The organism is Plantibacter sp. M259 (assembly GCF_006065115.1).
Lineage (GTDB): Bacteria > Actinomycetota > Actinomycetes > Actinomycetales > Microbacteriaceae > Plantibacter > Plantibacter auratus.
The window spans coordinates 1409109-1422367 of the sequence record NZ_CP040750.1; the positions used below are offsets into that span (position 1 = coordinate 1409109).

General features: G+C 69.9%; 15 protein-coding genes. 4 read left to right on the top strand and 11 right to left on the bottom strand.

The window, feature by feature from the left end; all coding sequences use genetic code 11:
• Positions 1-42 precede the first annotated feature (42 nt).
• The 6 genes from FGL15_RS06410 to FGL15_RS06435 all read right to left on the bottom strand — a co-directional run bounded on the left by FGL15_RS06410 (position 43) and on the right by FGL15_RS06435 (position 3274).
• Entirely contained in the window at positions 43-582 is a 540-nt protein-coding gene (locus FGL15_RS06410) for an AAA family ATPase (protein WP_138945405.1), read from the bottom strand.
• Between the two features lie 96 nt (positions 583-678).
• Positions 679-1194, bottom strand: coding sequence for a hypothetical protein (locus FGL15_RS06415; RefSeq protein WP_138945406.1), 516 nt, complete (start codon positions 1192-1194; stop codon positions 679-681).
• Between the two features lie 122 nt (positions 1195-1316).
• A complete protein-coding gene (locus FGL15_RS06420; protein WP_138945407.1) occupies positions 1317-2003 on the bottom strand; it encodes a GNAT family N-acetyltransferase in 687 nt (228 codons plus the stop codon).
• A gap of 52 nt (positions 2004-2055) precedes the next feature.
• Positions 2056-2382 (bottom strand): multidrug efflux SMR transporter, encoded by a 327-nt coding sequence (locus FGL15_RS06425; protein WP_071260538.1) that lies wholly within the window; start codon positions 2380-2382, stop codon positions 2056-2058.
• Positions 2379-2741, bottom strand: coding sequence for a multidrug efflux SMR transporter (locus FGL15_RS06430; protein WP_138945408.1), 363 nt, complete (start codon positions 2739-2741; stop codon positions 2379-2381). Before FGL15_RS06430 ends, FGL15_RS06425 begins: the two co-directional genes overlap by 4 nt.
• The gene (locus FGL15_RS06435; RefSeq protein WP_138945409.1) at positions 2738-3274 is read right to left on the bottom strand and encodes a TetR/AcrR family transcriptional regulator; all 537 of its coding nucleotides are present in this window, start codon (positions 3272-3274) and stop codon (positions 2738-2740) included. Before FGL15_RS06435 ends, FGL15_RS06430 begins: the two co-directional genes overlap by 4 nt.
• Before the next feature lie 191 nt (positions 3275-3465).
• Here FGL15_RS06435 and FGL15_RS06440 point away from each other — a divergent pair, with 191 nt between their 5' ends.
• The 3 genes from FGL15_RS06440 to FGL15_RS06450 all read left to right on the top strand — a co-directional run bounded on the left by FGL15_RS06440 (position 3466) and on the right by FGL15_RS06450 (position 7594).
• Complete coding sequence (locus FGL15_RS06440) at positions 3466-4941, top strand: LLM class flavin-dependent oxidoreductase (RefSeq protein WP_138945410.1); 1476 nt, start codon at positions 3466-3468, stop codon at positions 4939-4941.
• A complete protein-coding gene (locus tag FGL15_RS06445; RefSeq protein ID WP_138945411.1) occupies positions 4938-6200 on the top strand; it encodes an acyl-CoA dehydrogenase family protein in 1263 nt (420 codons plus the stop codon). The genes FGL15_RS06440 and FGL15_RS06445 overlap by 4 nt, the downstream gene beginning before the upstream one ends.
• Positions 6201-6358: 158 nt before the next feature.
• Positions 6359-7594: an acyl-CoA dehydrogenase family protein gene (locus FGL15_RS06450; RefSeq protein ID WP_138945412.1), complete on the top strand. Its 1236-nt coding sequence runs from the start codon at positions 6359-6361 to the stop codon at positions 7592-7594.
• Positions 7595-7675: 81 nt separating this feature from the next.
• Here FGL15_RS06450 and FGL15_RS06455 read toward each other — a convergent pair whose 3' ends face one another.
• From FGL15_RS06455 to FGL15_RS06475, 5 genes are all read right to left on the bottom strand, one after another.
• The gene (locus FGL15_RS06455; RefSeq protein ID WP_138945413.1) at positions 7676-7909 is read right to left on the bottom strand and encodes a hypothetical protein; all 234 of its coding nucleotides are present in this window, start codon (positions 7907-7909) and stop codon (positions 7676-7678) included.
• A 595-nt stretch (positions 7910-8504) separates the two neighbouring features.
• Positions 8505-9887 (bottom strand): LLM class flavin-dependent oxidoreductase, encoded by a 1383-nt coding sequence (locus FGL15_RS06460; RefSeq protein WP_138945414.1) that lies wholly within the window; start codon positions 9885-9887, stop codon positions 8505-8507.
• Positions 9888-9910: 23 nt separating this feature from the next.
• Positions 9911-11419: a hypothetical protein gene (locus FGL15_RS06465; RefSeq protein WP_138945415.1), complete on the bottom strand. Its 1509-nt coding sequence runs from the start codon at positions 11417-11419 to the stop codon at positions 9911-9913.
• Positions 11420-11514: 95 nt separating this feature from the next.
• Complete coding sequence (locus FGL15_RS06470; RefSeq protein ID WP_138945416.1) at positions 11515-11916, bottom strand: MmcQ/YjbR family DNA-binding protein; 402 nt, start codon at positions 11914-11916, stop codon at positions 11515-11517.
• Between the two features lie 39 nt (positions 11917-11955).
• Positions 11956-12369 carry a helix-turn-helix domain-containing protein gene (locus FGL15_RS06475; protein WP_138945417.1) on the bottom strand — a complete coding sequence of 138 codons (414 nt, stop codon included), beginning with the start codon at positions 12367-12369 and terminating at the stop codon, positions 11956-11958.
• A gap of 79 nt (positions 12370-12448) precedes the next feature.
• Here FGL15_RS06475 and FGL15_RS06480 point away from each other — a divergent pair, with 79 nt between their 5' ends.
• Positions 12449-13246: an NAD(P)H-binding protein gene (locus tag FGL15_RS06480; RefSeq protein WP_138945418.1), complete on the top strand. Its 798-nt coding sequence runs from the start codon at positions 12449-12451 to the stop codon at positions 13244-13246.
• The last annotated feature ends 13 nt before the right edge of the window (positions 13247-13259 follow it).

A 13259-nucleotide genomic window follows, 5' to 3' on the forward strand; every position in this document is an offset into this window, starting at 1 on the left:
AGGCTCAGGGACCGGGAGAGGACCCACGGCCCTTCGACAAGCTCAGGGACCGGCGACGATGGCCGAGAGGATCTCTCGAGCGACCTCTCTGGGCCGTCTGTGAGTCGTGTCGATGCGCAGGCCGTCAGTGAATCCGGCCCGCTCGAGGACGCCCGCCAGTTCGGGGTGACGCCGTGTATGCCAGCTGAGCGCCGCCTCGTCGTCACCGTGGCGTCCGGCCAACCTCGAGCGCGCGACGTCCGGATCCAGGGTCAGGCGGACGTGCAGCGACCTCAGGGAGCCGAGGGCGACGGTGGTGCGTTGCAGCTGGTCGAGCGTCTCCATCACCGTGGCGACGACGATGACCGCTGCGCCGGCGCGCCGGAAGTTCGCGGTGATCGCCTGCAGATTCTCGAGAGCGAGAGCGGTCCGGAACGGATCGTCCTCAGGTGCAGGCCAGAACCGGCTCAACCAGTCGACGTCGATGACCGCGCCTGAAACGCCGCATCGCTGCAACGCCTCACCGACTGCCTCGGCAGCGGAGGTCTTGCCGGTGCCCACGCTGCCATTGATCAGGACGGTGTCGAACCTCGCGATGGACATTGCCCGATGGTATCGGTCGCGGCCACGACGGTGCTGGCGCCTTCGCAGCTCTTCCGGAGGGGTGAGTGAGCGCCGCCGCGATTCGGGAGAGGTGACTCAGCGAGCGACGACCTTCGCGAGCACCCAGTGCGCGCGGTCGAGGGTGTTCGCGGGTGCGGGCTGGTACTGGAAGGCCCGCGCGCCACGCTGGACGGAGACACCCTGCGCCGTCGCAGCGGCCTCCAACTGACCGGTGAAACGCTGCCAGCCGTCGAGACCCTGCGGGAACCCGAAGTTCTCCTCCAGCGAGGTGACCAGCACCTCAGCGCCGGAACCCGCGGGCCACACCTCGATCACCGCGTCCTCCTTCGAGATCTGGTTGAGGCCCCAGACGCCCGGACGCAGGGACTTCAACCGGCTCTTCGGCAGGCCCTCGATGAGCGCGACGGCACCAGCGGTGTCGGTTCCGAGGATGACGGAGCGGCCGAACTCCTGCAGGGTCGCGGGGATCCTGGCCTGCTTGCTCTCGCCGGCCTCCCGGATCTTCCGCCGGCCGAGTCCCTTCAACACCCCCAGCCCGACGATGGCGAGCAGGACGAGAATGGCGATGATTGCGAGTACGTTGCTGTCCACAGGAGCCCCCCAAGGCTGTCGGTCACGAGCGGTATCGCTCACGACGAGGATGCCGTAGACCGGCCACCCGCTCAATGGGCAGCGCTCCCCACCTGACGTCGCCGTGCTCAGGCCGACCTGGCTCAGGCCGGCAGCGGCACGCCGTTCTCGGCGGCAGAGGACTCCCGGCGGTCCGACGGGGTCGAGACCGTCGACACCGGGGCGGACCGCGCGGCGTCCCGCCACATCGCAGCCGGCGTCACCCCCGGGATCCCCGTGATCGAGGCGATGCTCCGGAATCCGCTTCGCCGATACAGTGCGCGGTTGCGCTCGTTCGACGACTCGAGGTATACGGGGAGGCCGTCTGCGTCGATGGAGCGAAGACGCGACTCGAGGAGCGCACCGCCGACACCGGCCCCGCGAGCGCCGTCGCCGACGCCGATCTGTGCGAGGTACCAGTGCGGTTCGACCGGGCGGTGCGACGCGAGCGCCCGCTGCAGGCGCATGGCTCGCGGAAGGCCGCGTAGACCCAGCGCACGGGCGAACGTCGGCAGCTGCCGCACCTGATCGAGCACGGAGTGGCGGGCGTCCGGCATCTCCCAGACGGCGACCCCGAGGACGACGCCGTCGGTGTCGCGGCGCGCGAGGTCGACACGCCCGCTCGACGGCGCACCCGAGCGCAACATCGCCTCGAACAGGAGGGCGAGCCGGCGCTCACGATCGGAACCGGAGACGAGCGTCGAGGTGACCGTGTCCTGCCGGAAGGCGGTCGCGAGCACGGCTGCGGCCTCTTCGAGATCGGCGGGTGAGGCTGGGGCGATGGTGAACACGGGATTCCTTTCGGGCTGGATGGAGGTTCGAGCGGGCGGCGGGCTGCCCGGGTCAGTGCGCCTGCGAGCCGAGCTCGATGACGAGCACACCGACCGCGATGAGGCCGATGCCGACGATCATCTTCGGTGTCAGCTTCTCCTTGAACAGCACGCGTGCACCGATGGCCGTGAGGGCGACCCCGCAGGCGGCCCAGATCCCGTAGGCGATCCCGACGGGCATCCCGTTCGCGAGTGCGATGGTCAGCAGTCCGAAGGCGGTCACGTAGAACACGGCGACGGGAGCGATCCACCGCTTCTTCCGCAGGCCTTCCGAGGCGCGCAGGGACAGCGTCGCGGCCACCTCGGTGACGATGGCACCGGCCAGGAGCAACCAGGTCATGCGCCGACCTCCTCGTTCGTCGCGGTGGGCTTCGGCGACTCCGGCGCGTGGCCCGTCTCCACGAGCACGACGCCGGCGATCACGATCGCGATGCCGAGTCCGATCGTGAACGTGAACTGCTCGCCGAACACGAGCGAGGCGAGCACCGCGGTGAGCGCGACGCCCGCAGCGGCCCAGATGCCGTAGACCACCCCGATCGGCACACCCATCCGGAGCAGGAGCGACAGGGCGACGAAGGCGCCCGCGTATCCGGCCACCGCGAGGATCGACCACCAGGGGTTCTCGATGGCGCCACGGAGCGAGAGGGTCGCCGTGACCTCCAACAGGATGGCGGCGGAGAGGATCAGCCACTTCTTCATCGGGAACCACCGCCCGCGAGCGTCAGGAGTCGCGAGACCAGGTCGGCGCGCTGGTCGCGGCCGACCTCGAGGATGCCGGTCGCCTCGGCGATCCAGAGGCCGTTCGCCGCCAACCAGACGAGCAGGAGGGAGGTCGAGTCGGCGTCCGCGCCGAACCCGAACCAGGTGCGGAGGTACTCGAGCCATGGAGCAGCGAGTTCGGGACGCCTGACCGCCTCGGCGAAGACGACGAACTCGCCCTGGCTCGCCCCGCCCTCCCCCGCGAAGGCGACGAAGGCCCGCACCCGCTCGTCCAGGGTCGACTCCTCCAGCGGCGCACCCAGTTCCTCGACGAGCTCGCGCTGCCAGCGGGCGACGACGTGCTCGATGACCGCGATCATCATCGCGTCCCGTGAGGGGAAGTGGTAGCGCAGGCCGGCCTTCGTCAGACCGACCTCCTGCGCCACCGCCTCGTAGGTGATGTCGGCCTCTCCGGAGGCGTCAACGACGCGGACGGCCGCATCGAGGATCTCGTTCCGTGCACTGGGTCTCATGGGAGTTACTTTACCTTACGTAAGGTAAAGTAACTCTGGGAAGGAACCGTGAGGAACGAACTCCCAGCGGCCCATGTGACGCTCTGTTTCGGGCCCCTCGCGAGTACCGAGGCCCCCGAGTACCGTCGTGCTGGACGGCGCCGTGATCGCCGTCGGACCCAGCCTCGACGAGACGACCCGGTGGTATCCCTGTGAGCAAGCGCATCATCCTCAACGCGTTCGACATGAGCTGCGTGACCCATCAGGCGCCCGGCCTGTGGAAGCACCCCGACAACCAGGCGCACCGCTACAACGACATCGACTACTGGATCGACCTCGCCAGACTCCTCGAGCGGGGCACCTTCGACGCCCTGTTCATCGCGGACGTCGTCGGCATCTACGACGTCTACCGCCACTCCTCCGCGCCCGCGCTCATCGACTCCGCGCAGCTGCCCGTCGGCGACCCGATCATCCAGGTGTCGGCCATGGCGAAGGCGACCGAGCACCTCGGCTTCGGCGTCACCGTCGCCTCCACCTACGAGCTGCCGTACGCCCTCGCCCGCCGCTTCTCCACGCTCGACCACTTCACGAAGGGGCGCGTCGGCTGGAACGTCGTCACCTCCTACCTCGACTCCGCCGCCCGCAACCTCGGCCTCACCACCCAGATCAAGCACGACGACCGCTACGGCATCGGCGAGGAGTTCCTCGACGTCACCTACAAACTATGGGAGGGCTCCTGGGAGGACGACGCGGTCGTCATCGACCGCGAGAACGGCGTCTACACCGACCCCACCAAGGTGCACCCCATCAACCACCGGGGTGAGCACTTCCAGGTGCCCGGCATCCACCTCTCGGAACCGTCGCCGCAGCGCACCCCCGTCATCTTCCAGGCCGGCGCGTCGGCCCGCGGTCGCCAGTTCGCGGCCACCCACGGCGAGGCGGTGTTCATCAACGGGCTCGTCCCGGAGCTGACGCGCAAGACGACCGACGACATCCGCGACCGCGCCGAGGCCCTCGGACGCCCGCGCGACAGCGTGAAGATCCTCACCCTCGCCACCGCGATCGTCGCTGAGACCGACGAGGAGGCGCAGGCGAAGTACGAGGAGTACCAGCAGTACATCTCGCTCGACGGTGCCCTCACCCTCTACGGCGGCTGGTCCGGCCTCGACCTCTCCTCCTTCGACCCCGACAAGCCGCTCAAGTACGTCGACACCGACGCCGCCCGCTCGGCGCTCGCGATCTTCACCCTCGCCGACCCGGAGCGCGAGTGGACGCCGCGCGACATCGCCCACTACATCGGCATCGGCGGCATCGGGCCCGTGTTCGTCGGCAGCGCCGCGACGGTCGCCGACGAGATCGAGCGCTGGATCGACGTCGCCGGGACCGACGGCTTCAACCTCGCCTACGTCATCACGCCCGGCACCTTCGAGGCCGTCGTCGACCTGCTCGTGCCCGAGCTGCGTCGCCGCGGCCGGGTCTGGGACGAGTACCCGGAGGGGACGCTCCGCGGACGCCTCAATGGCACGGGCTCCCCTGTCGTGCCCGAGTGGCATCCGGCCCACCGGTACCGCGGTGCGTACGTCGGGCAGCCGTCCGCCGCCGACGACACCGCACCCTCCCTCTTCGACACCGACACCGCCGACGCGGCAGACGACAACGCCTACGCCACCGAAGGAGCTTCCGCATGAGCATCGACACGACCAGCACTTCGACAGGCTCAGTGACCGAGGATCCGGTCCCCGAAGGGCGCACCTACTGGTCCGGCACCGCCGACGACGCCGAGCTCGCGCACTGGGACGCCGTCGCCACCGAGGTCGCCACCCAGCTCGCCGTCGACGTCCTCGACCGCGACCGCGCGAACCTCGACCCCACCACCGAGCTCGACCTCCTCCGCGAGTCGGGCCTCGTCAACCTGCTCGACCCCGCCGAGTTCGGTGGCGGCGGTGGGCACTGGGAGAGCGCCTTCCGGGTCGTCCGCATCCTGTCGCGCGTCGACGCGTCCATCGGCCAGCTGCTCGCCTACCACTACATCAACGCCGGCAACATCGGCTTCACCGCCGACCCGGCCACGCAAGCCGAGTGGCACCGCAAGACCGTGGAGGGCCGGTGGATCTGGGGCGACTCCGTGAACCCGACGGACCCCGACCTCTCACTCATCCAGGACGGCGACGCGTTCCGCCTCAACGGCCTCAAGCGGTTCTCGACGGGCGCCTCGGCCGGCGACGTCATCCTCGTCAACGCGGTCGTCCGCGGAGGCGACCACGACGGCACCATCTTCCAGTTCGTCCTCGACCACGACCGCGCGGGCATCGCCTACCTCGGCGACTGGGACGCGCTCGGCCAGCGGCTCTCCGCGTCGGGTTCCGTGCGGTTCGAGGACGTCCTCGTCGAGCAGGCGGACATCCTCGGCACCGTCGGCGACGAACCGTTCTCCTCCCTCGTGACGCCCGGCATCCAGCTCGCGTTCGGCAACCTCTACCTCGGCATCGCGGAGGGCGCGCTCGCGCAGGGCACGGAGCTCGTCCGGGCACGGAAGAACGCCTGGTTCCTCAGCCACGCCGAGACCTACCGCGACGACCCGTTCGTCCAGCGCGTCGTCGGCGAGTTCGTGTCGTCGATCGCCGCCGTCGAGGCGCTCGCCGACCGCACGAACGCCCGCTTCGACCGCATCATCGAGCGGGGAGCGGAGGTGACCGCGGAGGACCGTGGCGCCATCGCCATCGAGATCGCGAAGCTCAAGGTCGTCTCCACCGAGCTCGGCATCGAGGTCGCGAACCGCATCTTCGAGGTCACCGGGTCCAGCTCGGCGAAGGCCTCCGTGGGGCTCGACCTGTTCTGGCGGAACGTGCGCACGCACTCCCTCCACGACCCGGTCGACTACAAGAAGCTCGAGGTCGGCGCGAACCACCTGAACGGCGAGCTGCAGCCGATCTCGCTGTACACCTAGGCCGCTGCCCCGGTCCCGCCCTTCGACGGGCTCAGGAACCACCCGTCGACAGGCTCAGGGCCGAACCCCAGCTCAGGGACCGCACCAGCCCTCGGTCCCTGAGCACCTCAACCGGTCCCTGAGCTTGTCGAAGGGCCCACCCAGGAACGGACTCCACCATGACCCTCACCTCCACCACCGCCCGTCCGGTCGGCTTCGCGGCCGCCCGGGAGCTGCTCCTGCCGCTGTTCGCCGAGATCCAGGCTGGCACCGTGGAGCGTGAACTCGAGCACCGGCTCCCGCGCGAGGAGGTACGGAAGCTCGCCGCCGCCGGCTTCGGCGCGCTCCGGGTCCCCACCGAGTTCGGTGGTTCGGGCCTCACCTTCCCGGAGTTCACCGAGCTCCTCATCGAGCTGGCCGCAGCCGACTCCAACCTTCCGCAGATCTTCCGTGGGCACATCGCCCTCGTCGAGGACCAGCTGGTCGCGGCCCCGAGCGACCGACGCACCGCCTGGCTCGAGCGGTTCGTCGCCGGTGAGATCGTCGGCAACGCGTGGAGCGAGGTCGGCTCAGGCGCGCTCGGCGTCTCCGGAACGGTCGTCACCGAGCGCGACGGCCGCTACCTCGTGAACGGCCGCAAGTTCTACACGACGGGCAGCATCTACGCCGATTGGACGGACGCCACCGCACGCCTCGTGGTCGAGGGCCAGCCCGACACCGAGGTCACCGTGCTCGTGCGCACGAACCAGCTGGGCGTGACGATCGCCGACGACTGGGACGGCTTCGGACAGCAGCTCACCGGCACGGGGACGATCGTGTTCGAGGATGCCGTCGTCGACGCCGACCAGCTGCACCCCTTCACCGACCGGTTCCGCTACCAGACCGCGCTCTACCAGCACGTGCTCATCGCCGTGCACGCGGGGATCGCGGCGGCGGTCGAGCGCGACGCCGGGGAGCAGATCCGTGCGCGCACCCGCGTCTACACGCACGGTCTCGCGCCGCTCGTGAAGGACGACGGGCAGATCCAGGCGGTCGTCGGCGAGATCTCGTCGATCGCGTTCGTCGCGAAGCAGACCGTCCTCGGGGTCGCCGCGGCCATCGAGCGGGCGTCGGAGACCGCTGCCGACCGCGATTCCGCGGACGACCTGCAGGCGAACATCGAGGCCGAGATCCGTTCCGCCCAGGCGCAGGTGGTGCTCTCTGAGCTGGTGCCGCGCGCCGCGACGCTGCTCTTCAACACACTCGGCGCCTCGGCCGTCAGTCGCGCGAGCGCCCTCGACCGCCACTGGCGCAACGCCCGCACGGTCGCGTCGCACAACCCCGTGATCTACAAGACGCGCATCGTCGGCGACTGGTCCATCAACGGCACCCCGCCGCCCTTCGTCTGGGCCGTCGGAACGGCCAAGCCGGAGTAGCCCGCCGCGGCACGAGGGCAGGACATTCCGCGTCGAAACGTCCGGTTCTCGGGCGGATGTCCTGCTGCCGGGCGGCGCGTGTCAGTGAGCGGACCCGGCGGCGGACGACACGACGTCCAGTCGGAGCCGTGATGCTCCAGCCAGGTAGAGCCAGACACCGATTCCCGCTGACGCCGGCACGAACAGCCAGTACGCCAGAGCCCATTCAGGCGATGTGAAGAGCCCGACGAGGAACATCACCACCCCGGCGACGAGCGCGACCGCACCGAGGATCCGCAGGGCGACGACTCCACCGTCGAGCCAGTCAGCCGGCACGCGGGCCTGTCGCGCGCTCCTGGAGACGACAACCACAGCGATGATGAGACCGAGGGGCCCGATGATGAGGAGCGCCGGGGCGTCGAGCAGGTGCGTCGACGCCAGCGACGGAAGCGACCCGAAGACCGAGATGGCCCCGAGGCGACGATGCGTCGAGCCTCACCAGCGGGCATCGGCCCCCTACGCGGAGAAGCGATCGTGGTAGCTGTGGTCATCTGAGCCTCCCTCGGTTCCGTGCGGGCCACCATACCTGGCACCCCAGGCGCATGCCACCGACCGCCGCGGGTAGCGCGGTGAGGCCGCGGGAGCCAGACGGCATGCAACCCCAGAACACAGCCGGTCCCTGAGCCATACGCGGTCCCTGAACCGCAGCCTCTCCGGTCCCTGAGCTTGTCGAAGGGCAGCCCCACCGGACGACCCCTTCGACAAGCTCAGGGACCGGAGGAGGTCACTCGATGGTCGGGGACCGGGACGTCACACCGGAGACCACCTGCCGGCAGCCCGCGGCACGAGGGCAGGACATCCGCCCGAGAGCAGGACGTTTCAACGGGAAACGTCCTGTTCTCGGGCGGATGTCCTGCTGCCGCGCGGGGGGTCAGCGACCGGCGAAGGCTCCGCGGTAGGCGCGCAGCGGGTGCGTCTCCGGGAGGGTGGGCTCCGCACCGAAGAGCTTCTCGCGGAGCGTGCCCGGCGCGTACTCGCGCTGGGCGAGCCCGCGCTCCTGCAGGACCGGCATGACCTCGTCGACGAAGACCTCGTAGGAGTGCGGGATCATCCAGTTGGCGACGTTGATCCCGTCGATCCCGGCCGCGCGCCACTCGGCCAGGTGGTCGGCGATCTGCTCCGGCGTGCCGACGACGCGACCCCGCAGTTTCGCAGTGAGCTTCGCGAGGTCGCGCACGGTCGGTTCACGGTCCGGCGAGAGGGCCTTGAGCGCCTCGAGCATGCTGTGGCCACCCTGGGTCTCGACGTCCTTCAGCGGGGTGTCCGGGTCGATCGGCTTCCCGGTCGCCTGGTCGGTGCCGAGGTTCGAGTGCGCGAGGAACGCGTCGGCCGACAGGTACTCGTCGTACTCGGCCTCGATGCGCTTCGCCTCCTCCTCGGTGCTGCCCACGATGAACGACATCGCCTGCCAGAACTTCACGTCGCGTGGGTCGCGGCCGGTCTCGGCGACGAGCGCGCGCGTGGACTCCGCAGACGCCCGCGCCGCCTCGATGCTCGGCGCCATCATGAACTGCACCTCAGCGTAGTTCGCGGCGAACGCCTTCCCCGCGCCGGACGACCCTGCCTGGAACAGGAGCGGTGAGCGCTGTGGCGACGGCGACGACAGGTGCGGGCCCTCCACGCGGTACCGTTCGCCGACGTGGTCGATGCGGTGCACCTTGGTCGGGTCGGCGAAGACGCCGCTGGCCTTGTCGGCGAGGAGTGCGCCGTCGTCCCACGAACCCTCCCAGAGCTTGCCGACGACCGCCACGTACTCCTCGGCCCAGGCGTACCGCTCGTCGTGCTCGACGAGGCGGTCGAGCCCGTAGTTGCGCGCCGCGTTCTCGAGGAAGCTCGTGACGATGTTCCAGCCGACCCGACCGCCGGACGCGTGGTCGATCGTCGAGATCTTCCGGGCGAAGGTGAACGGGTGCTCCTGCAGGATCGACGAGGTGAACGCGAGGCCCAGGTGCTCGGTGCTGATCGCCAACGCCGACAGCAGCATCGACGGGTCGTTGCTCGGCAGCTGCATGCCCTCACGTGCGTTCACGTCGAAGGACGCCCCCGCACCGCCGTAGACCCCGACGACGTCGGCGAAGAAGATCGTGTCGAACCGACCACGCTCGAGCGTCTTCGCGAGGTCGACCCAGAGGTTCACGTCGTCGAAGGTGTGCTGCTTCGCGTCCGGGTGGCGCCACAGGCCGTGCTGCATGTGGGAACCGGTGTCCATCACGAAGGCACCGAACTGGAGGCGGGAGGGCTGAGCGGCGGTCATCCCCTCACGCTACCGGCAGGGGCTCAACCGAAGGTGCCCTCGAGGTCCTGGTCGGTCCCGGAGGTGTTGATCGAGTAGCCGACCGGATATCCGGACGGGCTCGTTCCGGCGAGCGCCGGGTCCTGCAGGATGGCGACGATCGCGGCACCCTGCTCAGGCGTCACGTCGGTGATCCAGAGCTTCGGTTGCGTCGTCACCTCGATCTCGACGCCGGGGTAGGCCTCGACGACGGCGAGGATGGCGTCGACCATCGGCACGCTCAGCTCGGCCGGGTCGTCCGGCATGGAGAAGCGTTCCGGCACACGGTAGTGCGCGCCGTCCGGGTAGATCCCGCGGAGTTCCCGGACCGCAGCGGGAAGGGTGTCCATGGAGAAGACCGTGATGAGCGGTGCCCCCTCCGTGACGGCGATCGACACCTGCAGCCGCTCCGTCAGCATCAGCCGCTGCAGTTCGTCGGCGATCTCGTCGATGCTCTGATCGCTCGGCACGAGCTGCACCCGCCACGGCCCCCGTGGTGGGTCCTGTTGCTGGGCGAGCGAGGTCGGGTCGGCCTCCCGCTGGATGACGACGATCGCGATCCCCTCGAGGTCCTCTCCGGCTCGCTTCGCCGCGTCGGCCGCGCCGAGCACCTGCCCGACGCCGGCATCGAGCGACATGGTCACCGTCGCGCCGTGACCGACGACCTCGATGTCGGCGATCCCGTCGATGTCGGCGAGCGCGCGGGTGAATCCGTCTACGGCTTCTGAGCGTTGCGCTGCGGCAACCTCCCGCGCGGGCGGCGGGCGGAACGCGCCGGTCGACGTAACGATGACGGCGACGACGACGAGTCCGGCGAGCACTGCGGTCACGACCCGCACCCGTCGCCGGCCGATGACGAACGTGAGGAGCATGATGAGGGCGGCGACGATCAGCACGGGGATGCCGTAGGCGATGAGCCCGAAGACGAGGAAGGCGAGCGCTGATCCGAGGTTGGCGCCCAGCCACGTCCATGGCGAGATCCCGAAGATCACGAGGACACCGAAGCCGATCCCGGCGACCACGACCGCCGCGAGGCCACCCAGGTAGGCGAGCCCACGCGAGGGGGTCGCCCGACGGACGACCTCCATCACCGGTTGGACGATCACGAGCATGACGCCCACGGCGACGAGGATCCACCCGCCGAGCGAGCCGACCGTCTGGTACCAGAGCTCCGCCGCCGACGGCCCGCCGAGCACGATCGGTGCGTCCGGGCCGTACGACCCGGTCGACTGATCGACGGACATGGCGGTGCCGACGATCCTGAAGAGCGTGGTGATGACGCCCCCGACGGCGACGGTCAAGACGGCCGCGACGGCGAGGTCGAGGGAGCGGATGAGATAGGCGGTCAGGAACGCGACTCGGGGCGACCGGCGGGCGGGATCCCGCGGATCGCTGGACGCATCGTCGGGGTCCGGCGAGGTCGCCACAGTCGATGTCGCGACGACGGATCCGGCGGCGCTCGCCTCGGCGTCATCGCGCTCAGGCGATGTCCCGGCTGCGCCCCCGTCGCTCATGGCTCCCCACTTCCGATGCGTCTCGATGACGCTCCCCCGGTCGTCAGTCTGGCACGACCCCTTCGCGATGCGGCCGAGACCGGGCCTATCCCGAGTCAGCGCGCGTCGAGCGCCCGGCGCTGGCGCTGCAGGGCGACCTGCCGGTACGAGGTGTCGATGAGTTCGGCGATGAGCGTCCAGTCGACGTCGTCGAGCGTGCGGCCGTCGTCGCCGTCGAGACCGGCGTCGAATGCGAGCTTGCCCGACGGGCCGTCGTACTTCGGCGACCAGAACCGCTCATCCTCGAGCCAGGCGCCGCGCTCCTCCTCGGCCGGCGTGAAGGTGATGCTGTGCGGGATGCGCATCTCCGACCCGACGGTCACGAACACCCGCTTGCCTGCCTTGAACCGCGGGCGTCCGTGGCCGAACGTCTCGACGGCCTCCGGATAGGCGAGGCAGATCCGCCTGACGCGTTCGACGAACGGATCGTCGGGTTCGTGCACGATCGGATGCTCCATGCGCCGACGCTACTCCGCGCGGGCTTCACGCGACAGTGCTCACCGGATGGCATGCCCCGGGTGGGCGGCGTCGTAAGCCGAACGCGACGCCGCAATCGCCGGCCGCTGCTCGAGCGACCAGTCGGCGAGCGTCTTGATCAGGTGGGAGAGCCCCGCGCCGGACGAGGTGAGGGCGTAGGACACCTGCGCGGGCACCGTCGGGTACACGGTCCGGTCGACGAGGCCGTCGCGTTCGAGCCGGCGGAGGGTCAGCGTCAGCATGCGCTGGGAGATCCCGTCGATCGCGCGCTGGAGCTCTCGGAACCGGCGGTCGCCCGACGCGAGCTCGACGACGACGAGGACCGACCAGGTGTCGCCGATGCGGTCGAGGACGTCCCGGATACCGCAGTCCGGGTGGTCCTCCTTACCGCAGGGTTCGAGGTCGGCGGTTACCGCGGTGTGCGTGAGTGACATGGAAGTGCCTTCTTGTGGGGCCGGAACAGGGGACGCAGACTCGTCCGAGTCATCAGTCCGAACACCGAAAGGCCCTGAAATGATCCTCGTCACCGGAACCACCGGCCAACTCGGCGGCGCGATCCTCGATGCACTCACCGCCCGTGGGGCCGCACCGCTCGCGAGCAACCGCAGCGGACAGGGCGGCGCGCGACGGATCGACTTCGACGACCCCGACACCGTCTCTTTCGTCGGGGTCGACACGCTCGTCCTCGTGTCGGCTGGTGAAGCCGAAGACGACGTCGTGATCGCCCGACACGAGACGGCGATCGCCGCGGCCGAGCGGGACGGGGTACAGCACGTCGTGTACACGAGCCTCATCTCGGCCGGAGACCACCTCGCGTTCGCGCTCGCGCACCGGTGGACCGAGCGTCGGCTGCAGCACAGCAGCCTGTCCTGGACGATCCTGCGGAACGGCCTGTACGCCGAGCTGTTCGGGTCGCTCCTGGTGTGGTCGGGCGACGCGCTCGGTTCGGCGTTCGGCGACGGGGCGCTCGCCGCCGTCGCACGAGCCGACCTCGCCGAGGCCGCGGCCGTCGTCGCGGAGTCCCCGTCGGAGCACGTCGGTCGCAGCTACGACCTGGTCGGCGAACCGATCACGGCCGCGCAGGTGGCCGATCGGCTGGCCGTCCCACTCCACACCGTCTCCCTCGCCGAGCAGCGGACAATGCTGGCCGACGCACCGCTCAAGCCGTTCCAGCCCGCCATGCTCATGTCGATCTTCACCGGTGTCCGGCACGGATTCCTCGACGGCGCGGGTGACGACCTCCGGACCCTGCTCGGACGCGAACCAGCGGACACGGTCGCGGTCGCCGCCGCCTCACTCCCGCCCCGCTGAGTGGCCCGGATCT

Excerpts from the sequence above, each read along its gene's own strand:
- FGL15_RS06410 (WP_138945405.1), bottom strand. The coding sequence starts at position 582 with ATGTCCATCGCGAGGTTCGACACCGTCCTGATCAATGGCAGCGTGGGC.
- FGL15_RS06425 (WP_071260538.1), bottom strand. The coding sequence starts at position 2,382 with ATGACCTGGTTGCTCCTGGCCGGTGCCATCGTCACCGAGGTGGCCGCG.
- FGL15_RS06430 (WP_138945408.1), bottom strand. The coding sequence starts at position 2,741 with ATGAAGAAGTGGCTGATCCTCTCCGCCGCCATCCTGTTGGAGGTCACG.
- FGL15_RS06435 (WP_138945409.1), bottom strand. The coding sequence starts at position 3,274 with ATGAGACCCAGTGCACGGAACGAGATCCTCGATGCGGCCGTCCGCGTC.
- FGL15_RS06445 (WP_138945411.1), top strand. The coding sequence starts at position 4,938 with ATGAGCATCGACACGACCAGCACTTCGACAGGCTCAGTGACCGAGGAT.
- FGL15_RS06450 (WP_138945412.1), top strand. The coding sequence starts at position 6,359 with ATGACCCTCACCTCCACCACCGCCCGTCCGGTCGGCTTCGCGGCCGCC.
- FGL15_RS06460 (WP_138945414.1), bottom strand. The coding sequence starts at position 9,887 with ATGACCGCCGCTCAGCCCTCCCGCCTCCAGTTCGGTGCCTTCGTGATG.
- FGL15_RS06465 (WP_138945415.1), bottom strand. The coding sequence starts at position 11,419 with ATGAGCGACGGGGGCGCAGCCGGGACATCGCCTGAGCGCGATGACGCC.
- FGL15_RS06470 (WP_138945416.1), bottom strand. The coding sequence starts at position 11,916 with ATGGAGCATCCGATCGTGCACGAACCCGACGATCCGTTCGTCGAACGC.
- FGL15_RS06475 (WP_138945417.1), bottom strand. The coding sequence starts at position 12,369 with ATGTCACTCACGCACACCGCGGTAACCGCCGACCTCGAACCCTGCGGT.
- FGL15_RS06480 (WP_138945418.1), top strand. The coding sequence starts at position 12,449 with ATGATCCTCGTCACCGGAACCACCGGCCAACTCGGCGGCGCGATCCTC.